General features: G+C 73.2%; 19 protein-coding genes and 2 tRNA genes. 17 read left to right on the top strand and 4 right to left on the bottom strand.

What is annotated here, in order from left to right; all coding sequences use genetic code 11:
* Positions 1-51 precede the first annotated feature (51 nt).
* From APR03_RS08310 to APR03_RS08245, 14 genes are all read left to right on the top strand, one after another.
* Complete coding sequence (locus APR03_RS08310) at positions 52-2751, top strand: glycine betaine ABC transporter substrate-binding protein (RefSeq protein ID WP_253834551.1); 2700 nt, start codon at positions 52-54, stop codon at positions 2749-2751.
* 213 nt (positions 2752-2964) lie between these two features.
* Positions 2965-3273: a 50S ribosomal protein L21 gene (gene rplU / locus APR03_RS08305; protein ID WP_119143071.1), complete on the top strand. Its 309-nt coding sequence runs from the start codon at positions 2965-2967 to the stop codon at positions 3271-3273.
* 76 nt (positions 3274-3349) lie between these two features.
* Positions 3350-3607, top strand: coding sequence for a 50S ribosomal protein L27 (gene rpmA, locus APR03_RS08300; RefSeq protein ID WP_119143073.1), 258 nt, complete (start codon positions 3350-3352; stop codon positions 3605-3607).
* A gap of 199 nt (positions 3608-3806) precedes the next feature.
* Complete coding sequence (obgE, locus tag APR03_RS08295) at positions 3807-5324, top strand: GTPase ObgE (RefSeq protein ID WP_253834550.1); 1518 nt, start codon at positions 3807-3809, stop codon at positions 5322-5324.
* Between the two features lie 62 nt (positions 5325-5386).
* Positions 5387-6568, top strand: coding sequence for a glutamate 5-kinase (proB, locus tag APR03_RS08290; protein WP_253834548.1), 1182 nt, complete (start codon positions 5387-5389; stop codon positions 6566-6568).
* Positions 6569-6625: 57 nt separating this feature from the next.
* Positions 6626-7930: a glutamate-5-semialdehyde dehydrogenase gene (locus APR03_RS08285; protein WP_253834546.1), complete on the top strand. Its 1305-nt coding sequence runs from the start codon at positions 6626-6628 to the stop codon at positions 7928-7930.
* A gap of 126 nt (positions 7931-8056) precedes the next feature.
* The gene (locus APR03_RS08280; protein WP_253834544.1) at positions 8057-8209 is read left to right on the top strand and encodes a hypothetical protein; all 153 of its coding nucleotides are present in this window, start codon (positions 8057-8059) and stop codon (positions 8207-8209) included.
* Positions 8210-8222: 13 nt separating this feature from the next.
* Complete coding sequence (gene nadD, locus APR03_RS08275) at positions 8223-8837, top strand: nicotinate-nucleotide adenylyltransferase (protein WP_253834542.1); 615 nt, start codon at positions 8223-8225, stop codon at positions 8835-8837.
* Positions 8838-8853: 16 nt separating this feature from the next.
* Positions 8854-9882 carry a hypothetical protein gene (locus APR03_RS08270; protein WP_253834540.1) on the top strand — a complete coding sequence of 343 codons (1029 nt, stop codon included), beginning with the start codon at positions 8854-8856 and terminating at the stop codon, positions 9880-9882.
* Positions 9879-10316 (top strand): ribosome silencing factor, encoded by a 438-nt coding sequence (rsfS, locus tag APR03_RS08265; protein WP_253834538.1) that lies wholly within the window; start codon positions 9879-9881, stop codon positions 10314-10316. The genes APR03_RS08270 and rsfS overlap by 4 nt, the downstream gene beginning before the upstream one ends.
* Positions 10313-10978, top strand: coding sequence for a histidine phosphatase family protein (locus tag APR03_RS08260; RefSeq protein ID WP_253834536.1), 666 nt, complete (start codon positions 10313-10315; stop codon positions 10976-10978). Before rsfS ends, APR03_RS08260 begins: the two co-directional genes overlap by 4 nt.
* 92 nt (positions 10979-11070) lie before the next feature.
* Positions 11071-11146, top strand: a tRNA-Ala gene (locus APR03_RS08255).
* A gap of 232 nt (positions 11147-11378) precedes the next feature.
* Positions 11379-11516 carry a hypothetical protein gene (locus APR03_RS08250; RefSeq protein ID WP_253834534.1) on the top strand — a complete coding sequence of 46 codons (138 nt, stop codon included), beginning with the start codon at positions 11379-11381 and terminating at the stop codon, positions 11514-11516.
* A gap of 115 nt (positions 11517-11631) precedes the next feature.
* Complete coding sequence (locus APR03_RS08245; RefSeq protein ID WP_253834532.1) at positions 11632-12258, top strand: superoxide dismutase; 627 nt, start codon at positions 11632-11634, stop codon at positions 12256-12258.
* 53 nt (positions 12259-12311) lie between these two features.
* Here APR03_RS08245 and APR03_RS08240 read toward each other — a convergent pair.
* A tRNA-Ala gene (locus APR03_RS08240) sits at positions 12312-12384 on the bottom strand.
* Positions 12385-12534: 150 nt separating this feature from the next.
* Here APR03_RS08240 and APR03_RS08235 point away from each other — a divergent pair.
* The gene (locus APR03_RS08235; RefSeq protein ID WP_253834530.1) at positions 12535-14364 is read left to right on the top strand and encodes a LamG-like jellyroll fold domain-containing protein; all 1830 of its coding nucleotides are present in this window, start codon (positions 12535-12537) and stop codon (positions 14362-14364) included.
* Between the two features lie 15 nt (positions 14365-14379).
* Here the strand turns inward: APR03_RS08235 and APR03_RS08230 are convergent, their stop codons facing one another.
* The 3 genes from APR03_RS08230 to APR03_RS08220 all read right to left on the bottom strand — a co-directional run bounded on the left by APR03_RS08230 (position 14380) and on the right by APR03_RS08220 (position 18593).
* Positions 14380-16695, bottom strand: coding sequence for an exo-beta-d-1,3/1,6-glucosidase (locus APR03_RS08230; protein ID WP_253834528.1), 2316 nt, complete (start codon positions 16693-16695; stop codon positions 14380-14382).
* Positions 16696-16793: 98 nt separating this feature from the next.
* Positions 16794-17687: a PhzF family phenazine biosynthesis protein gene (locus APR03_RS08225; protein WP_253834527.1), complete on the bottom strand. Its 894-nt coding sequence runs from the start codon at positions 17685-17687 to the stop codon at positions 16794-16796.
* Positions 17688-17756: 69 nt separating this feature from the next.
* Complete coding sequence (locus tag APR03_RS08220) at positions 17757-18593, bottom strand: helix-turn-helix domain-containing protein (protein ID WP_253834525.1); 837 nt, start codon at positions 18591-18593, stop codon at positions 17757-17759.
* A gap of 119 nt (positions 18594-18712) precedes the next feature.
* Here APR03_RS08220 and APR03_RS08215 point away from each other — a divergent pair, with 119 nt between their 5' ends.
* Complete coding sequence (locus APR03_RS08215) at positions 18713-19909, top strand: Gfo/Idh/MocA family protein (protein WP_253834523.1); 1197 nt, start codon at positions 18713-18715, stop codon at positions 19907-19909.
* A 46-nt stretch (positions 19910-19955) separates the two neighbouring features.
* The gene (lnt, locus tag APR03_RS08210) at positions 19956-21581 is read left to right on the top strand and encodes an apolipoprotein N-acyltransferase (protein WP_253834521.1); all 1626 of its coding nucleotides are present in this window, start codon (positions 19956-19958) and stop codon (positions 21579-21581) included.
* Positions 21582-21628 lie beyond the last annotated feature (47 nt).

Raw genomic sequence — 21628 nt, 5'->3', positions numbered from 1 at the left:
GTCCGTACCGCCATAGACTGCGGCTTTTCGACACCTGAACCTGGAGAGGCTTTGGCCCACGAGACGTCCGGTCCCCCGAAGCTGTCGGTCGCGGCGGTCACCATCGCCGCTCTCACCGCCGTCGCGTTCTGGTCCCTCAAACCGGTCTTCATCTCGATCATCGGCGACCGCGGCGACTTCGCCGAGGTGTACGTCGTCGCTGGTGCGATCTCGGTGGTCACGAGCGTGGTCGGGGCCCTCGTGCTCCGGCGTCGCACGATCGCCGTGCTCCGGGGCGGGCGGCAGGCCCTGTCGGGCGCCGGCTCCGCGGCCCTCTCCGGTCTCTTCCTCGCCCTCTGGTACTACGGCTTCTACCGGGCCCTGTACGGCGCGCCCAAGGTCGACGCGACGATCATCGCCTTCACGTGGCCGCTCATCGCCGTGATCGCCATGCGGATCTTCTCTCCGGCCACCGCCGCCAAGCTCAAGTGGAACGAGTGGCTCATGGTGCTGGCCTCGTTCGTCGGGGCAGCGGCCATCGGCGTATCGAACGCGGGAGCCGGGCAGGCGGACGGTTCGAGCGGCGAGATCGTGTGGGCGTTCGTCGCGGCGATCGGCAGCGGCCTGTACCTGCCGTTCGCCATCAACGCGACCAGGTCGTTCGACCGGCTCGTGGACTCGCGCCCGATCGCGACCTTCTACGCCATCTCGGTGGCCAACGCGACCGCCCTCGCCGCGGTGCTGCTGGCCCTGTGGGTCAGCGGGCAGACGCTGCGCTTCTACGCTTTCGACGCACAGGTGCTGCTGGTGTGCGCCCTCATCGGCATCGGCACGTATCTGGTGGCCGAGATCACCTGGACCTGGGCGTTCCAGGAGTACAAGTCGCTCACGCTGTCCTCTCTCCCGTACTTCTCGCCCGCGGTCTCCGTGGTGCTGCTGTACCTGCTCTTCGACGAGCCGGTGCGGCCCATCGCGATCGTCGGCCTGGTCCTGATCCTGTTCTCCAACCTGACCCTGCACGCGCGGCACCGGTCCATGAACGCGCTGTCGCTGTCGCTGGTCGCGACCGTCTACGTCGCGCTCGCCGCACAGGTGCTGCCGCGCGACGTGCTGAGCTCGGTACCGGAGATGGCCGCGGCGATCACGGGCCTGTTCGCGATCCTCGCCGGTTTCACGCTCTCGCAGGTGGCCGGCCGCCGTACCCAGGAGCTCGACGCGCGGGCCACCGTGGTGCGCCGCCTCATCGCCACCGACGACTCGCGCGAGAAGGATGCGGCGGACGCGCTGCTGCAGGACCTCATCGAGCTCGAGTACGACAGCTCCGCCGAGGGCAAGGAGAGCCGTGCGCTGGCGATCAAGCACAGGCTCGCCGAGGCGCGCACCCCGAACCACGAGAGCGCCCTCGACGCCTTCAACGCCTGGCTCGCGATCCACCTGGACCGGCTGTCGCTGGGGGAGCGGGCCGCCCTGTGGCTCACGGGTCTCGGCAGCATCGTCTTCGTGCTGCTGCTGCGTGGGACGCTGCCGCTCGGCAACGCGGGCGCGATCCTGTTCGCCGGCGGGGCGTTCCTGGCGATGTTCGCGATCCGTGACTACGACCGCAACAACATCCACGGCTTCACGAACCAGATCTGGCGGCTCGAGCAGGGATTCCGGGAGATCGGCAAGAAGTACTACCTGCCGTCCGAGCTCCTCGAGGCGGGGGAGTTCACGCCGTCGCAGGTCCGCGACGGGATCCGCACCCGGGACGCCGAGGGGCGGATCCGGCTGGTGGAGTCCCTGCCTCCCGGCCGCGGCTTCAACGCCTTCTACCTCGGCACGGCGAGCCTGGTGATCCTCGCCATCGTGCTCATGCCGACGGCGTTCAGCGACGAGATCGGCACGGGCACCGCGGCCGCCCCTCGGCCGGGCGAGGTGCAGGCGGCGCCCGAGACGGAGCACGCCACGGTCACCATCGCCGACCCTGGATGGTCGGGTGCGAGCGTGACGGCCGAGATCCTGCGCGACGTCCTCGGCGAGGCCGACGTCACGGTGGAGATCGAGACGATGGACCACGTCGACGCGGTCGCAGGCATGGGGGCGGAGGAGCCGCCCGTGCAGGTGCATCCTGACCTGTGGCTCCAGAACCAGGGGGTGGCGGTGCGCGAGTGGGTGACCTCGGGGAAGATCCATCTCAGCGAGCACTCCTACACGGGCTCCCAGGGTATCTACGTGCTGGACGCGGGCGGCTCCGAGGAGCTGCTGCGGACCACCGACGATCTCTTCGACCCCGAGGTCGCGGCGCTCTTCGACACGGACGGCGACGGCGCCGGCGAGATGTGGATCGGGCCCCGGGGCTGGGCCTCGACCGTCAACCTGGACGCATGGCTCGAGGAGGGCGGCCACGAGTCGATCGAGGGTGAGACGTACTCGGCGACCATCTTCAAGGCACGGCTGGACCAGGAGGCGTCCGCCGGGCGGCCGTTGCTCTTCTACGGGTACGAGCCCGACGGCATCCACGAGCGGTTCGCGCTGCGGCGGCTCGGCCCGATCCCCTGGGAGCACGAGCAGGGTGCCGAGAACGTCGAGGTCCACGTCGCCTGGGCCGCCGCGCTCGAACGGATGTCGCCCCCGGCCGCGCGGATCCTGCGCGACGTCGAGCTCACCGACCAGGACGTGAGCGGCTTCATCGCGGCGGTGGAGCACGACGGCCGCGAGCCCGAGGCGGTCGCCGAGCAGTGGCTGGCGGAGAACGAGGACCGGGTCGCGGACTGGGGGCGGCCCACGGGGTGACCGTGCTGCCCTGCCGGGCGTGGGCAAGGCCACGTGTCCACCGGTTTGTACCCGCTCAGGGCATCGCGTAACCTAGATCTTCGGTGTGCTGTCTGCGCACCCGTCCTGCGTGCCCATGGCGCACCGCACTCGACCGCCGCGGCGGAGCGAGTCTCAGCGAAGCCGGTGGATCCCGTCGTGCGCGCACGCCAAGACTAGAGAGATGAGTTGAACGTGGTGTACGCGATCGTCAAGGCCGGTGGCCGCCAGGAGAAGGTGTCCGTCGGAAGCATCGTCGTCATGGACCGTGTCCAGTCGGCGCCCGGTGAGACCGTCGAGCTCCCGGCCCTGCTGCTCGTGGACGGGGAGAAGGTGACCACCGACGCGAAGAAGCTCGCGAAGGTCAAGGTCACCGCTGAGGTCGTGCGGGACGAGAAGGGTCCCAAGATCACGATCCTCAAGTACAAGAACAAGACCGGCTACCGCAAGCGCCAGGGTCACCGTCAGTCGCTGACCCGCCTCAAGGTCACCGGCATCAAGTGACTTCCGCTGCGGGCACGTCCTGACGAGCCCGCCTGCGATCCCGATTCTCCTTCGTCCCGAAAGACAGGTTCTTCAGATGGCACACAAGAAGGGCGCGAGCTCCTCGCGCAACGGTCGTGACTCCAACGCCCAGCGCCTCGGTGTGAAGCGCTTCGGTGGCCAGGTCGTCAAGGCCGGCGAGATCATCGTCCGCCAGCGCGGCACCCACTTCCACCCGGGCAGCAACGTCGGCCGCGGCAAGGACGACACCCTGTTCGCCCTCGACGCCGGCGCCGTGCAGTTCGGCACGCGTCGGGGCCGCAAGGTCGTCGACATCGTGACTGTCGAGGCCTGAGCCGGAGGTGCAGCGAAGGGTGAGTGCCGAGGAACGAGGCACTCGCCCGTAGCGAAACCGCAGGCTCAGACCGCGACAGTGCTGCCTGAGTACCGGCTTCCGCGTAAGGGGGCGCACCGGTGACGGTGCGCCCCCTTACGCCTTTTCATGAGCGGCCCCGGGGGCCGCTCACCCGTGCAGTACCTGAGAGGATCAAGACATGGCCAGCTTCGTGGACCGGGTGGTGCTCCACGCCGTCGGAGGTAACGGCGGGAACGGCTGCGCCTCGATCCGCCGGGAGAAGTTCAAGCCCCTGGCAGGGCCCGACGGCGGCGACGGGGGCGACGGCGGCTCCGTGCGGCTCGTCGTCGACGCCAACACGACCACCCTGCTGGAGTACCACCACTCGCCGCACCGCCGGGCGACGTCGGGCACCCAGGGGATGGGTGACGACCGGGACGGCGCCAAGGGCGGCGACCTGGTGCTCAAGGTGCCGGACGGCACCGTCGTGAAGGACCTCGACGGGAATGTGCTCGCCGACCTCGTGGGCGAGGGTGCCGAGTACGTCGTCGCGGCCGGCGGCAAGGGCGGCCTGGGCAACCGGGCGCTGTCGTCGCCGAAGCGCAAGGCGCCCGGTTTCGCGCTGCTCGGCGAGGAGGGCGAGGCCGCCGACGTCGAGCTCGAGGTCAAGACGATCGCCGACGTGGCGCTCGTCGGCTTCCCGAGCGCGGGCAAGTCGTCGCTCATCGCGGCGATCTCGGCTGCCCGGCCCAAGATCGCGGACTACCCCTTCACCACGCTGGTGCCGAACCTCGGCGTCGTGCAGGCGGGGGACTCCCGGTTCACCGTCGCCGACGTGCCCGGCCTCATCCCGGGCGCGAGCGAGGGCAAGGGGCTCGGCCTGGAGTTCCTGCGGCACATCGAGCGGACGGCGATGATCGTGCACGTGCTCGACTGCGCCACGCTCGAGCCCGGCCGCGACCCGATCAGCGACCTCGACGTCATCGAGGCGGAGCTCGCCGCGTACGCGGGCGACCTCGGCATCGCGGGCGGCCGCGTGCCGCTGACCGAGCGCCCCCGGCTCGTGGTGCTCAACAAGATCGACGTGCCGGACGCGCGCGAGCTCGCGGAGTTCGTGCGGCCCGACCTGGAGGCCCGCGGCCTGCGCGTCCTGGAGATCTCCACCGCCAGCCACGAGGGGCTGCGCGAGCTGAAGTTCGCGCTCGCCGAGACCGTGGAGCGGGCCCGCGCCGCGGCTCCGGCGCCCGAGCCCGCGCCGATCGTGCTGCGCCCGCGCGCCGTCAACGAGTCGAAGTTCACGGTGCGCCGCCTGGGCGGCGAGACCGACTACTGGTTCGAGGTGCGCGGTGAGAAGCCGGAGCGCTGGGTGCGGCAGACCGACTTCAACAACGACGAGGCGGTCGGCTTCCTCGCGGACCGGCTCGCGAAGCTCGGCGTCGAGGACGGCCTGTTCAAGGCGGGCGCCGTGGCCGGCGACGAGGTGCGCATCGGTGACCCGCGCAACGCCGTCGTCTTCGACTGGGAGCCCACCCTGCAGACCGGACCGGAGCTGCTCGGCGGCCGCGGTACCGACCTGCGGCTCGACCAGAACGAGCGGCCCACGCGTGGCGAGAAGCGCCGCGAGCACCACGAGCGCATGGACGCCAAGGCCGCGGCCCGCCAGGAGCTGTGGACCGAGCGCGAGTCGGGTCACTGGACCGACCCCGAGGACAGCTGACGCGAGGCCCCGGTGCCCGCGTCGTGAAATGACCGCGCGTGCCGGGGCGGGGTGCGGCGAGGATGGGGGGCGTGAGCTCCCTCGAAACCTCGGCAGGTGCCCGGTCCGTCATCGCCTCCGCGCGGCGCGTGGTGGTCAAGATCGGCTCGTCGTCCCTGACGGGCCCGGACGGGCACCTCGACGTCGGCGCGCTGCGTCGCGTCGTGGAGGTGCTCGCCGCCCGGCAGGCCGCGGGCGCCCAGGTCGTGCTCGTCACGTCCGGCGCGGTCTCGGCGGGCATCGGACCGCTGAGCCTCGGCACGCGGCCGCGCGACCTCGCCACCATGCAGGCGGCGGCCTCGGTCGGGCAGGGCCAGCTCGTGCGCCGGTACCAGGAGGAGTTCGCCGCGTACGGCCTGCAGATCGGCCAGATCCTGCTCACGGCCGAGGACACCGTGCGCCGCTCCCGCTACCGCAACGCCCAGCGCTCGCTGGAGCGCCTGCTCGCGCTCGGCGTGGTGCCGCTCATCAACGAGAACGACGCCGTCACCACCGACGAGCTGAAGTTCGGCGACAACGACCGCCTCGCCGCGCTCGTGTCCCACCTGGTGCGGGCCGACGCCCTGCTGCTCCTGACCGACGTCGACGGCCTGCACGACGCCCCGCCGTCCCGCCCCGGCGCCCGCCGCATCCCGCTGGTGGGCGACCTGGAGGACGTCGCGGGCGTGGAGGTCACCGCGCGCGGCAGCTCCGTGGGCACCGGCGGCATGGTCACCAAGCTGGAGTCGGTCCGCATCGCGACCGGCGCGGGCGTCCCCGCCGTCCTCACGCTCGCGGCCAACGCGGCCGCGGCGCTCGCCGGCCAGGACGTCGGCACGTTCTTCGCCGCCACCGGACGCCGCACCTCCGCGCGGCGGCTGTGGATCGCGCACGCCGCGCGCACCCAGGGCCGCCTGCACCTGGACGACGGCGCCGCGCGCGCCGTGCTGGGCGGCCGCGCCTCGCTGCTGCCCGCCGGGATCACGCGCACGGAGGGCGAGTTCGACGCGGGCGACCCGGTCGAGCTGGTGGCCCCCGACGGCACCGTGATCGCCCGAGGCCTGGTCACGTTCGACGCGAGCGACCTGCCCGCCCTGCTCGGCCGCTCGACGTACGCGCTGCGCGACGAGCTGGGCGAGGGGTACGACCGGGTGGTCGTGCACCGGGACGACCTCGTGCTGGACCGGCCGACGAGCTCCGCCGCCGCGTCGCGTCGCGACGGGTAGCGTCCGCACCACGAACTACCCCTCCGCATCCGTGCGGGTCCGACGTACTCTCGACCCATGACGACTGTGAGCCCCGAGGCGGTCCGTGCCCAGGGCGGGACGACCGAGGCCGAGGTGCGCGACGTCGCCCGGCGCGCCAAGGTCGCCTCCCGCGCCCTGGCCACCGCGAACCGCATGACCAAGGACGCCGCCCTGCGCGCCGTCGCGGACGCCCTCGTGGCGGCGGCGGACGAGATCGTCACCGCCAACGCGCAGGACCTGGACCGGGGCCGCGCCGGCGGGATGTCCGACGGCCTGCTGGACCGGCTCGCCCTCACCCCCGACCGGATCGGCCGGATCGCCGACGCGCTGCGCGACGTCGCCGGCCTGCCCGACCCGGTCGGCGAGGTCGTGCGCGGCCAGACCCTGCCGAACGGCCTGCGCCTGCGTCAGGTGCGCGTGCCCATGGGCGTGGTCGGCATGATCTACGAGGCCCGGCCCAACGTGACGGTCGACGCCGCGGGCCTGGCCCTCAAGTCCGGCAACGCGGTGATCCTGCGCGGCGGCAGCGCGGCGGCGGCGTCGAACGCCGTCATCGTGTCGGTGATGCGGGACGCCCTGGACGCGAGCGGCCTGCCCGCCGACCTCGTCCAGTCGATCGACGCGTACGGCCGCGCCGGCGGCGTGGCGCTGATGCGCGCCCGGGGCCTCGTGGACGTGCTCATCCCGCGCGGCGGCGCCGACCTGATCCAGACCGTGGTCCGCGAGTCCCTGGTCCCCGTGATCGAGACCGGCGTCGGCAACGTGCACGTCTACGTGGACGCGACGGCCGACGTCGCCATGGCCGTCGCCATCGTCATGAACGCCAAGACGCAGCGCGTCGGCGTGTGCAACGCGGCCGAGACCCTGCTCGTGCACGAGGACGCCGCCCCGGAGTTCCTCCCCGCGGCGCTCGCCGCGCTGGCCGACGCCGGCGTGGTGCTCCACGGGGACCCGGCTGCCATGTCCTTTGCCCCCGCCGGGGCCGACGTGGTGCCCGCGACGGACGAGGACTGGGCCACCGAGTACCTGGCGCTCGAGCTCGGCGTCCGCGTGGTGCCGTCGCTCGACGCCGCGATCGAGCACATCCGCACGTGGTCGTCCGGGCACACCGAGGCGATCGTCACCCGCGACATCGCCGCGGCGGACCGGTTCGTCGCCGAGGTGGACTCGGCCGCGGTCATGGTGAACGCCTCCACCCGGTTCACCGACGGCGGCGAGCTCGGCCTCGGCGCGGAGATCGGCATCTCCACGCAGAAGCTGCACGCGCGCGGCCCCATGGGCCTGACCGAGCTGACCACCACGAAGTGGGTGGTCACCGGGGACGGGCACATCAAGCCGTGACGCGTCGCGGGCGTCCGGGAGACCTCCGCAGGATCTCCTTGCGACCGAGTGCCGCCGTGCACTCGCCCCAGGGCGTCCGTGAGAGACTAAAGCCCACCTGAGCACGTCCGACTGGGAGGAACACCCGTGCTGCACACCGCCGTCCTGGCCGCCGAGGCCGCCTCGGAGCACACCAACGAGCCGATCGCGCCGATCGCGCTGGGCCTGATCGCCTTCGGTGCGCTCGTGGCCGCGCTGGTCGTCACGTACGCGTTCCGCAACGTCGGTAACCGGCACTGAGCACGCGCACCGCATGAGTGCCCCCGCCGGGACCCGGCCCCGCATCGGTGTGATGGGTGGCACGTTCGACCCCATCCACCACGGCCACCTCGTGGCCGCGAGCGAGGCGGCGGCGCACCTGGGACTGGACGAGGTCGTCTTCGTCCCCACCGGCAGGCCGGGGTTCAAGCAGAAGCAGCGGGTCACCCCGGCGGAGCACCGCTACCTCATGACGGTGATCGCCACGGCGTCCAACCCGCGCTTCACCGTGAGCCGCGTCGACATCGACCGCGAGGGCCTCACCTACACGGTGGACACGCTCCGGGACCTGCGTGCGCAGCGCCCGGACGCGGACCTGTTCTTCATCTCGGGAGCGGACGCCATCCAGCAGATTCTCCGGTGGAAGGATGCCGAGAAGCTGTGGGACATGGCACACTTCGTCGCTGTCACACGGCCAGGGCACCTGCTCTCCGTGGACGGGCTTCCTCGGGACGGCGTGACGACGCTCGAGGTTCCTGCGCTCGCCATCTCCTCGTCCGACTGCCGACGTCGGGCCGAGGAGGGGTTGCCGGTCTGGTATCTGGTGCCTGACGGCGTGGTCCAGTACATCGCCAAGCACGGACTGTATCGAGGTCTTCACGATGAGTGACAACAAGGGTCGTCCCATGACGCGCCGCGAGATCCGCGAGCGTGAGGCCGCCGCTGCGGCCGCTGCCGCCGGTGGTGCGTACCCACCGCAGGGCGGGCAGCCGCAGCAGCAGCCTCCGCACCGCGGCGCGCCCGCGCCCGAGGGCGGCTGGTCGCCGCAGAACCCGCCGGTCGCGCGGCCCCCGCAGGCGACGGGCGGCTCGCGGGGCGTGGACGCCACCGGGCGCCTCACGCCCGTGCAGCAGCCGGGCGGCGGCAACCCGCCGTCCCCGTTCCTGGGTGGCAACCAGGGGCGGCCCTCCGCCCCCGGCAACCCCGGCTCCGCGCCGGCCGGCGGGCAGGGCCCCCAGGGTGGCCCGCCACCGAACCCGTTCGGATCCCGTCAGCCCGCGCCGCCCGCACCGCAGGCCCCGCAGCAGGGTCGGACCGGGCGGTTCGCCCCGCAGCAGGCGCCCCAGGCTCCCGGCACGTCCGGTGACCCCGGGCAGACGACGCAGTGGAACGCCGCGCCGCCCGCACCCGCACAGCCGCAGTCCGGCCCGCAGTCGCCGTTCGGTGGCCGGCCGGGCGCCCCGGGCGGTCTGGCGCAGCAGCGGCCGGGCACACCGGCGGGCGGGCAACCGAGCGGCTCCGCCGCCGCGCCCACGCTCCCGTGGGAGTCGCCGGCTCCCGCCTCGGCCCCGCAGTCCCTGCCGCCGGGCGGTGCCCCCGCGGCCGACGGCTCCCCGTTCCCGCGGCGCCCCGGACCCGGCTCGGGCCCGGTCGGCGGCGCCGCCCCGCAGCCCCCCGGTGGCCCGGGACAGTTCCCGGCACCCGCCGCCCCGTCCCGCTCCGCGCGCCGCGAGGTCGAGGACGAGTGGGACGAGGAAGAGGACGAGGGGCCGCAGTACACCTGGCTGCACTACATCATCCTGGTCGTCGTCGCGTTCGTGCTGGGCCTCCTCATCTGGAAGCTCGTGCTCGAGGGCGACAGTGCGATCACCGACGAGCAGGCCGCCGCGCTGCTGGGCTCGCTGCCCGGCTTCACCCCAGGAGGACACCTATGACGGCGACCGAGCGCGCCACCGAGCTCGCGGTCATCGCCGCGCGTGCCGCGAGCGACGTCAAGGCGCAGGAGATCATCGCGCTGGACGTGAGCGAGCAGCTCGTGCTGACCGACGTGTTCCTCATCGCGTCGGGCGCGAGCGAGCGGCAGGTGTCCGCGATCGTCGACGCCGTCGAGCGGGCGCTGTTCAAGGAGGGCGTCAAGCCCATCCGGCAGGAGGGCAAGTCGGAGGCGCGCTGGGTGCTGCTCGACTTCGGCGACGTCGTGGTGCACGTGCAGCACGCCGAGGACCGCACCTACTACGCGCTCGAGCGGCTGTGGAAGGACTGCCCGGCGATCCCCCTCCCGGAGGACGCCCGCGGGGGTGGCGACCCGGCCGAGTACCGCGAGCCGGACGACGGCGCGATCCACCTGGCGGGAGACCCGCAGCGGTGACCGCAGGGACCATCGTGCTGCTGCGCCACGCGCGCACCGCGTACAACGCGGGGCTGCGGCTGCAGGGACAGATCGACATCCCCCTCGACGAGGTGGGCCGCTGGCAGGCCGAGCAGGGCGCGACGGCCCTGGCGGCGTCGCACAAGGCGTCCCTGGTGGTGTCCAGCGACCTGGAGCGCGCCCGCCACACCGCCGAGGCGTACGCGCGGCACATCGGGGTGGACGTCGAGACCGACGCGGGCCTGCGTGAGCGGTCGTTCGGCATCTGGGAGGGCCTGACCGACGCCGAGATCGCCGAGCGGTGGCCCGAGGAGCACGCGGTCTGGCGCGGCGGCGGCGAGCCGCCGGTCGAGGGTGTCGAGTCCAAGAGCGTGGTCGCCCGGCGCATGGAGGAGGCCGTGCTGCGGCACGCCGAGGCGCTGGGTGCGGGGGAGACCCTCGTGGTCGTGTCGCACGGTTCGGCGATCACGCAGGCGGTCACGCGGTTGCTCGGCCTCGACCCGGCGGTGTGGCGCGGGCTGCACGGCCTGCACAACGTGCACTGGTCGCACCTGCGGGCGTCCGGCCCGGGGGCCACGCCGGCCTGGCGGCTCGTCGCGCACAACGTGGGTGCCGGCTACCCGTTGGACACGTGGCAGTCGGGGCCCGAGGCGCGGCAGTGACCGAGCGCACCCGGATTGGATTTGGTCCTCGGCGCCGGTCTGCATAGACTAGCGACGCTCGCCCGGCCGAACGGCTGGGGGAGACCATTTCTGGGGCTGTGGCGCAGCTGGTAGCGCACCTGCATGGCATGCAGGGGGTCGGGGGTTCGAGTCCCCCCAGCTCCACCAGAGCATCTGGTCAGAGGCCGTTCCGGACCCCGTGTCGCACGGGGGAAGGGACGGCCTTCGTCGTACCCGGCTGCCACATCTCGTCCGGGTGCCGTCTCAACCTGAGGGGGTCCCGGCGCGTGAGTAGGAGCATGGAGACACTGACAACGGAGCGGGTCGACGTCCGGGTGGGCGGCCCGAGGCGGCGGTCCTGACCACCCTCGGGCCCGGCCCGGACAGCGGGACGCGCTGGGTGGACGCCGCGGCCTCCGCGGACCGGGTCGTCTGGACGGAGGAGGACAGCGCCGAGCTGGAACGCCTGCAGAGCCAGGAGTCGTACAGCTTCGCCGACGTGGGGCAGACCCTGGTGTACGTGCGGACGTCCTGGTGACGGCCGACCGGTGAGCGCGGCGGGGTGTGGCGGGCGTCACGCGACGGAGGCATTGCCCTCAACCTAGGTTGAGGTCTTAGCGTCGTAGGACATCAACCCGAGAGGACTGAGGACGATGGCCGTCTACACCCTGCCCGACCTGCCCTACGACTACGCGGCGCTCGAACCGCACATCAGCGGGCGGATCATGGAGCTGCACCACGACAAGCACCATGCCGCGTACGTCGCGGGCGCGAACGCGGCCCTCGACGCCCTGGCGCAGGCCCGGGAGACCGGCGACCTGGCCGCGGTGAACCTGCACGAGAAGAACCTCGCGTTCAACCTGGGCGGGCACACCAACCACACCGTCTTCTGGCACAACCTCTCGCCCGAGGGCGGCGGGGAGCCGGACGGTGAGCTCGCGGCCGCGATCACCGACCAGTTCGGCGGCTTCGCCGCGTTCCAGGCGCACTTCGCGGCGGTGGCGACCGGGATCCAGGGTTCGGGCTGGGCGGTGCTCGGCTGGGACGCCGTCGGGCAGCGCCTGGCGATCTTCCAGCTCTTCGACCAGCAGGCCAACGTGCCGCTCGGCATCACGCCCCTGCTGATGCTGGACATGTGGGAGCACGCGTTCTACCTGGACTACCTCAACGTCAAGGCGGACTACGTGAAGGCGTTCTGGAACCTGGCGAACTGGCAGGACGTCGCGGCGCGGCTCGAGCGGGCGCGCACCGCGACGGGCGGGCTGCTCACGGCGGTCTGACCCGTCCGTGCACGACGAAGGGCCCGGCCGACGGCCAGGCCCTTCGTCACGGGTGGAGCTGGGGGGACTCGAACCCCCGACCCCCTGCATGCCATGCAGGTGCGCTACCAGCTGCGCCACAGCCCCGGATGTACGCCCTACGGGCGAGCCCCCTGAGCATAGACCGATCGGCCCCGGGAGACCAAAGCGAGGCCGGCAGTCGCCCGTCGCCGTCCCGTCGGTGTCCGTTCCGCTCCGCGTCACCCCGGCGCCAACCGGCGCCGCCAGGCTGGCGGCGTGGACACCTCGCTCTCGCGCCGATCTCTCCTCCGGGCCGCCGCGGCCGTCCCGGTCCTGTCAGCAGCCTCCGCCGGGACTGCGGCCGCCGCGCCGTCCGCCACCCCGAGCGGCGGGCTGCCGGACGGGCGGGACCCGCGCTTCACGATCGCCGTCCTGCCCGACACGCAGTACCTCCTGGACGAGGGCGGCTCCGACGCCGAGCCCGTGCGCGCGACGCTGCGCCACCTGGTGCGCGAGCGGGGGAGCGACAACATCGTCTTCATGACCCAGCTCGGCGACGTCACCGAGCACGGCACCGAGGCCGAGATGGACGCCGCGCGCCGCGCGTTCGAGTCCGCGGGGCGGCTGCCCTACAGCGTGCTGGCCGGCAACCACGACGTCAGCGGCGACGACCAGCGCGGCGACACCCCGTACCTGCGGACCTTCGGCCCGCGACGGTTCGCCCGGATGGAGACCTACGGCGGCTCCTCACCCGACGGCTACAACAGCTACCACGTGGTGCGCGGAGGCGGGCGGGAGTGGCTCGTGCTCGCGCTGGACTGGCGGCTCTCCGACGCGGGGGTCGCCTGGGCGCAGCGCGTGCTCGACACGCACCCCCTGCCCACGATCCTCACCACCCACGACCTGGTCTGGGCCGAGGACGACGGGAACGCCCACCTGTCCGACAACGGGCAGCGCCTCTGGGACCGCCTGATCCGCGGCAACGACCAGGTCTTCCTCGCCCTCGGCGGACACTACTGGCCGTCGGGTCGCACCACGCTGACGAACGACGCGGGCCGTCCCGTGCACCTGCACGTCACGAACTACCAGGACCGCTACTACGGCGGCGCCGGCATGCTCCGCTACTACCGGTTCGACCTGGCGCGCCACGTGATCGACGTCGAGACGTTCTCCCCCTGGCTGCGGGAGAAGAAGGCCCCCACACCCCTGGAGACGGAGCACGTCGAGCTGAGCGGCGACGTCGACCGGTTCACGGTCGAGATCGACTTCGACGAGCGGTTCGCCGCGTTCGCGCCGCCGCCCGTGCCGGCGCCGCGGCCGCCGTCGGCCGTGCTGCCGCGCGACACCGTGGCCTACTGGCGGTTCGACGCCGCCGGGCTGGCCGCGGCAGGCTCCGACGGCGCGCCCGTGCCGCCCGGGACCGTCGCCCGCGACCTGAGCGGGAACGGCAACCACCTCACGTCGGCGCTCCTGCACGACAGCGGCCCGGACACGCTCACCTGGTCCGCGGAGCACCATGACGGCCAGCCCGCCCATGCCAGCCTGCGGTTCGACGGCGGCAAGGGACCCGACCGGGGCGCCGTGCTGCGCACCGGAGCGCACGCGCCGGTCAACAGCATGACGTTCGAGCGGGGCTACACGATCGAGACGTTCCTCAAGCTGCCGGAACCCTTCGAAGGCGACCACGCCTGGATGGGCATCCTGAGCTGGGAGGGCAGGGCGGGCGACGCCGGCAAGCACAGCGGCTGGTCGGACGACGAGCCGACGTGCAGCCTCAACGTATCGGGCGAGCGGTTCCTGCAGTTCATCGCCTACCCCGTGCCGGTCGACGCCGACCCGACGTCGTGGAGCCACGCGCTGCCCGTGGGCCGGTGGACGCACGTCGCGGTCGTCAACGACGGGCGGCACACGGTCATGTACGTCGACGGCTCGCGGATCGTCCGCAACGCCGCCGAGGAGGGGCGGGGGATCGCCACCCTCGGCAAGCCGTTCGTCATCGGCGGCACGCAGTCGGCCGAGCGGTACGGCCAGGGCTTCTACGGCTGGATCGGCGACACCAGGATCGTGGCCCGGGCTCTGCGCCCGGACCAGTTCCTGCTCCGCTGACTCCTCCGACGAGCCTCAGCGGGGGAGCACCGTGAAGGCGGCGGTCAGGAGGTCGGTCCGTCGCGACGACGGCCCCACGCGGAGCTCGAAGGCGCCCGGCTCGACCACGCGGCGGCCCTCGCGGTCCACGATCGTGCAGTCCGCCACCGGCAGGTCGAGCTCCACCGTGGCCCGCGCGCCGGGCTCGAGGTCCACCTGCCGGTAGGCCTTGAGCTCCTGGTCGGCCCAGCTCGCCGACGTCACGCTGTCGCTCACGTACACCTGGACGGTCTCGCGCACCGGGCGGGTGCCCGTGTTGGCCACGGTGACGCGGGCGCGCACGACGTCGGCCTCCGTCAGCTCGGTGTCGAGCACCCGCAGGTCGGAGTACTCCACCGTGCTGTAGGACAGCCCCTCGCCGAACACGAAGGCCGGCTCCTGCGTGAGGTCCGCGTACCGGGTGCCGTGCTGGCCGCGCACCTGGTTGTAGTAGGTGGGCTGCTGGCCCACGTGCCGCGCGAAGGAGATGGGCAGGCGCCCGGACGGCTCGATCAGCCCGAGCAGCAGCTCCGCGATCGCCCGGCCACCCCGCATGCCCGGGTTGGCCACCCAGAGCACCGCCGCCGCGTCCAGCGCGGACCGCGGCAGCACGAGCGGCTTGGAGGCCATGACCACGACGACCAGCGGCGTGCCGGTCGCGGCCAGCGCGTCCAGCAGCGCGACCTGCCCGCCGACCAGCTCCAGGGTCGCCGTCGACTTGTACTCGCCGACCAGCTCCACCTGGTCGCCGACCACGGCCACGACGTAGTCGGCGTCCTGCGCGCGCTCCACGGCCTCGGCGATCAGCTCGGGGTCCGGGTCGCGGGGCACGGCGATCTTGGGGCGAGGCTGCCCGTCCGGCAGGGTGTCGCCCTCGGGCGGGGTCACCAGGGAGACGATCTCGGCGCCGAGCGCCGTCGAGACCGTCCAGTCGTCCGGGGCCAGGGCGGTCAGGCCGTCGAGCACCGTGGTGATCATGTGCCGGGGGTGGCCGTCGGGCAGCCAGTCGGCCTGGCCCGAGCTCCCGGCCCAGTCGCCGAGCTGCGCCTGCGCGGCGTCGGCCAGCGGTCCGACGACGGCGACCCGCCGGGGCCGGTCGTCGTCCGACCCGGTGGCGCGCCCGGCGTCGTCGAGGGACGTGAAGCCGCCCGCGAACGGGAGCGTGCCGCCCGTGTTGCGGAGCAGGACGAGGGAGCGGCGCGCGATCTCGAGGTTCACCGCCGCGTGCGCGTCCGAGCCGACGACGGCCGCGTCGCGCTCCAGCGTGGGCCGGCGCGGGTTCTCGAACAGGCCGAGCTCGAACTTCAGGGTGAGGATGCGGGCGACGGCGCGGTCGAGGTCCGACTCGGCCAGCAGGCCGCGCTCGATGGCCTCCTGGGCGCCCTCGAAGAACTGCGGGGTGGTCATCACCATGTCGTTGCCGGCCCGGACGGCGGCGGCCGCGGCGTGGGTGTGGTCGGGCTGGACCTTCTGCTCCCACACCATACGTCCCACGTTGTCCCAGTCGGTGATGAGGGTGCCCGTGTAGCCCCACTCGCCGCGCAGCACGTCGTTGAGGAGCCAGTCGTTGACGGTGATCGGCACGCCGTCCATCGTCTGGTAGCCCAGCATGAAGGTGGCGCAGCCCTCCTTGGCCACGCGCTCGAACGGCGGCAGGAACCAGGACCGCAGCTTGCGCCGCGAGATGTCCGCCTCGGAGGCGTCCCGCCCGCCCTGGGTCTCCGAGTACCCGGCGAAGTGCTTGGCGGTGGCCAGGATCGCCGTCGGGTCGCCGAACCCGGAACCCTGGTAGCCGCGCACCATCGCGGAGGCGAGCTCCCCGATCAGGTACGGGTCCTCGCCGAACGTCTCGTCCACGCGGCCCCAGCGCAGGTCGCGGGCGATGCAGAGCACGGGGCTGAAGGTCCAGTGCACGCCGGTCGCCGCGGCCTCGACGGCCGTGATCCGGGCCGCCTGCTCGGTCAGCGCGGGGTCCCAGGTGGCGGCCATGCCGAGCTGGGTGGGAAAGATCGTGGCGCCCTCGAAGAACGAGTGCCCGTGGATGCAGTCCTCGCCCACCAGCAGCGGGACGCGCAGCCGGGTCTGCTGCACCAGGTCGTGGGCGTGGCCCAGCCGGTGCGGCGAGGTGTGCAGGATCGACCCGACGTGCTTGCGCAGGATGTCGCCCTCGTAGTCGCCGCGGGCGTCGAGCTGGAGCATCTGCCCCACCTTCTCCGCGACGGTCATCCGGGACAGCAGGTCGGCCACGCGCTCGGGGACCGGCAGGGTCGGGTCGAGGTAGGCGGCAGTGGTCGTCGCCGTGCTCTCGCTCATCGAGCCGTCCTGTTCGTCTCGCGCTCGTCTACCACAGCTCTCCTCGGGTCGGTGGGGGCATGCGCGGGGCCACGCCGGCGCACGATGCTACGCACAACTTACAGGGCGGTAGGTTTCGGGTCGCCGAGGTGGAACGCGCCCTGGCCGACGACCACGCCCGTGCCCGTGATCGTCACGGCGGCGCCGTCCGCGCCGAGCGTGATCAGGCTCGGCCGGCCGAGCGCGCGGCCCTGCTCGACCACGACGCGGGCGGGGTCGGTCGCGAGCCCGTCCCGCACCAGGACGGCGGCCAGGGGTCCCGCCGCGGTCCCCGTCGCCGGGTCCTCCGCGATGCCGACGGTCGGGTTGAAGAACCGCGTGTAGGCCGTCACGCCGGGGTCGTCGGGGTGGGGCGCCCAGACGTAGCAGCCCTCGGCCCCGGCATCGGCCAGCAGGTGGCGCAGGACGGCGGTGTCCGGCGCGGCGCGGTCCACCGCCGGGGCGTCGCGCAGGGGCACGAGCAGGTGTTCCGCGCCGGTCGAGACCACCTCGGCGACGCGCCCGTCGGCGAGGTCCGCGACGCCGAGGCCCAGGGCGGCGGCCAGGGCCGCGCCGTCCTCCACGCGGCCCAGGAACCGCGGCGCGGACTGCTCCATGGTGACCAGCCGCCCGGTCACCCGAACCTCCAGCAGGTCGGCGCCGATCTGCTGCACGAAGGTGTCGCGTCCGGGGTCGAGCCGACCGGACCCGGCGAGCCAGATCCAGGCGCCCATCGCGTTGTGCCCCGCGCCGAAGACCTCGACACCCGCGGGTGTGAAGGACCGCAGACGGTGGTCGGCGGGGAGGCCGGCGTCGGCGCGGACCAGGAACGTCGTCTCGGACTGGTTCAGCTCCCGCGCGATCGAGCGCATCGTCTCCTCGGGCAGGAGGTCGGCGTCGGGCACGAGGGCGAGGGGGTTGCCCGCCAGGGGCCGGGTCGCGAACACGTCGACCCAGTAGAACGGAACGTCCACGATGACTCCCTCGTCGGCCGGCGGGCCCGCTGCGGGGGCCCTGCTCCCGGGTGCGGAAGCGTACCGGGGTCAGCGGGGCTGGTCGTGCTGGTTCTCCCGCCGGTAGGCGGCCGGCGGCATGCCGCACGCCGCGCCGAAGGCGCTGTAGAACCGGCTCACCGAGCTGAAGCCGGACTCGGCGGCGACGTCGGTCACCGGCAGGTCCGTGGTGACCAGCAGCCGGCGCGCCTCGGCCAGACGACACCGGGTCAGGTAGTCGACGATCGTCGTGCGGACCACCCGGCGGAACTGCGCCATGGCGTAGCCGGGGTGCAGGCGCACAGTCCGTGCGACGTCGGTGACGGTGAGCGGCTCCCGGAAGTGCTCGGCGACGTACCGCACCATCGTGAGCACCTGCCGCAGGGTCGGGTCGCCGCTGGTGACCTGCCGCACCGGCTGGTCCGCGGTCGTCAGGCCGAGGCGCCGCACCCGGGCCTCGACCTCCAGCATCGCGATGCGGCGCGGCTCGGGCCGTTCGTCGGACAGGTCCGTCGCCCACTGCGCGAAGCTGCCGGGGTCGGTCGGCAGCGCGGCCGACGGCGGGGCGACCAGCGGCGTGCCCGACAGCAGGCGGCCCACGAGTGCGCTCGGCAGGCCCCAGCCGAGGAAGGTCGCGAACGGTACGTGCACCCAGAACGCGCGGGTCGCCGTGCTGGCGATGAGCTGGTGCGGCACCGCCGCCCAGAACGCGGCGACGGACCCGGGCCCGATCTCGACCGGGACGCCGCCGAACAGGTAGAGCATGGTGCCGCCCTCGGCGACGAGGTTGATCTCCAGGTCGTCGTGCTGGTGCGCGGTGCCCATGAGGCTGGGCCGCCCCTCCCAGCTCAGCAGGGCCGGGGGCTCGATCTCGATCCGTGGGGTCATCTGCGCATCCGGGCCATCTGAGTATCCGGGAAGAACCCGCTCCGATCGATGAAGAGTTCGCCGATCGTAGGTACGTAGGGTCGGGGCCGTCAACGACACCCCGCACACAAGGAGCGCCCGTGTTCTCTCTCGGCATCGTCGGAGCCGGCCAGTTCGCCGGCCAGTTCGCCAAGCTGTGGCGGCTGCACCCCGGGGTGGGGGACATCGTCGTCACCGACCTCCTGCCCGAGCGGGCGCAGCGGCTCACCGACGAGTACGACCTCGCCGGGACCGTGCCGTCCTTCGAGGACCTGCTCGCGTCCGACGTCGACGCCGTGGCGATCTTCACCCAGCGGTGGACGCACGGCCCGCTGGTGGTCGAGGCGCTGCGCGCCGGCAAGCACGTCTACTCGGCGGTGCCGATGGCGATCTCCGAGGGCGAGATCACGGCGATCGTCGACGCGGTCCGGGAGACGGGGCTCACCTACATGATGGGCGAGACCAGCTACTACAACCCCGCGGTCGTGCACGCGCGCGAGCAGGCCGCCCGGGGTGCGTTCGGGCGCCTCTTCTACGCCGAGGGCGACTACCTGCACGACATGGACCTCGGCTTCTACGACGCCTACCGCTACAGCGGCGGCGAGAGCTGGCGGTCGACGGCGAGCTACCCGCCCCTGATGTACCCCACGCACTCCCTGGGCGGCATCCTCGGCGCGTGGCAGACGCACGCGACCAGCGTGTCGGCGATCGGCGTGCTCGACGACCGGGACGACGGCGTCTTCGACCGCGAGGTGAGCCAGTTCGGCAACGACTTCTCCAACGCGACCGCGCTGTTCGAGGCCGCGGGCGGCGGCGCCTTCCGGGTCAACGAGTTCCGCCGGGTCGGGTTCCCGTCGCACGTCCGCGAGTCCCGGTTCCGGTTCTTCGGCACCGAGGCCAGCCTGGAGCAGCTCGTCAACGTGAGCCTCTGGCAGGACAAGCAGGAGGTCACCGACCTCACCGAGCACCTGCGGCCCGCGCCCACGCTGTCCCCGGACGACCCCTCGCTCGAGCACGTCTCGCCCGCGCTGCGCGACGCCTTCACCTCGGGCTCGGCGCCGGTGCACGACCGCTCGCGGCTGCCGGCGGAGTTCGCCCATGTGTCCAACGGGCACGAGGGCAGCCACCACTTCCTGGCCGACGACTTCGTGCGGGCCGTCGAGACCGGGGGCCTGCCGCCGGTCAACGCCTGGGTGGCCGCGCGGTTCACGCTGCCGGGCGTCGTGGCGCACGAGTCGGCGCTCAAGGGCGGCGTCCGCCTGGACATCCCCGACCTCGGGGACGCGCCCGCGGGGTGACGGCCGTCGTCGTCCGCTCCCAGGCGGGGGTGGGAGACTTCGGGGCGTGACGCAGGAAGCCACCACGCAGCCGCCCCCCGGCCCCCGGGCCGCCGTCCGGACCGAGCCGACCGGCTCCGCCCGGACGCGGCTGCCCGACCCGCCCCTCCTGCCGCTGTGGGCCGCCGTCCTGGTGGCCGTGGCGGCGGGCCTGGCGCTCGACGGGGCGTTCCCCTCCCTCGGGTGGTGGCCGCTCGCGTTCGTCGCGGTCACCCTGTCGCTGGTCACGTTCGTCGGACGGCGGGCCTGGGGTGCCGTGCTCGTGGGCGCGGCGTTCGGGGCGGCGTTCTGGTTCCCGCACGTCGCCTGGTCGTCCCGGTTCCTCGGCGACGACCCCCTCGGCTGGGTGCCCTGGGTGGCGCTCGCGACCGTGCAGACCCTGTTCACCGCGGCCCTGTCCCCGCTGATCACGCTCGCCTACCGGTGGGTGCCCCGCCGCCGCCCGCCGGCCCGGCTGATCGGCCTGCCGCTGCTCGTCGCGGGCGCGTGGCTCACCCGCGAGCTCGCGATGGGCTCCTGGCCCTACGGCGGCTTCCCGTGGGGCCGCCTCGGCCTGAGCCAGTCCGCCGGGCCGGTCGCGCCCGTCGCGTCCTGGCTCGGGATCACCGGACTGGGCTTCTGCATGGTGGTGCTGTGCGCCGCCGCGATCGAGGTCGTCCGCCACCTGCGCACCGCGGCCCCCGGCCGCGACCGGTGGACCGCGCCCCTGCCCGCCGTGGCGCTCGCCGCGCTGCTCGTCGTCACGCCGCAGTTCCCGACGGCGCACGCCGGGACGCTGCGCGTCGGCGCCGTGCAGGGTGACGGCCCCGCCGCCTACTCCGACGACCGCGCGCCCGGCGCGCTCCTCGACGCCCAGCGGGCGGCGTCCGTACCCCTGGAGAGCGAGCAGGTGGACCTCGTGGTCTGGCCCGAGGGCGGCGTGGACAGCGATCCGCAGGCCGACCCCGGCACGGAGCGGGCCCTCGACGCGGCCGTCGGCCGGTACCGCGCGCCGCTGCTCCTCAACGCCGCGTCCGAGGACGGCGACCTCATCCACAACCGCTCGTTCCTCTGGTCCGACGACGGCGCCGTCGCCTCGCACGCCAAGCGCCACCCCGTGCCGTTCGGCGAGTACGTGCCCGACCGGTGGCTCTACGGCGCCATCGTGCCCAGCCTCGTCAACCTGCTCGGCCGCGAGTACAGCCCCGGCACCGACGCGCCCGTGGTGAGCACGGGGGACGCCGTCGTCGGCCTCGCCATCTGCTTCGACGTCGTGTTCGACGACGTGATCCGCGAGGGCGTCGACCACGGCGCCCAGGTGCTCGTCTTCCAGACCAACAACGCCGACTTCCGCGGCACCGACGAGAACCTGCAGCAGACCGCCTTCGCGCGGATGCGGGCCGTCGAGACCGGGCGCGCCGTCGTCAACCTCTCCACCACCGGCACCAGCCAGGTCTTCGCGCCCGACGGCGCCGCCGGCCCCGCCCTGCCCGCCGACGCGCCCGGCCTGATCGTCACCGACGTCGAGCTGCGCGACGGCGTCACCGCCGGCGTGCTCCTCGGGCCGTGGATCCAGGTGCTGATCGCCGCGGGCACGCTGCTGGCCCTGGCGGCGCTCGCGGTGCGCGCCCGGAGGGGGTCCTCGCCGCAGTAGTTCATCTCCTGGCCACGGACCGGCCACGCCTGCCTCGTACCGTCACG

Source organism: Promicromonospora thailandica, from assembly GCF_024171955.1.
Lineage (GTDB): Bacteria > Actinomycetota > Actinomycetes > Actinomycetales > Cellulomonadaceae > Promicromonospora > Promicromonospora thailandica.
This window is presented reverse-complemented; position numbering and strand designations above follow the sequence as displayed.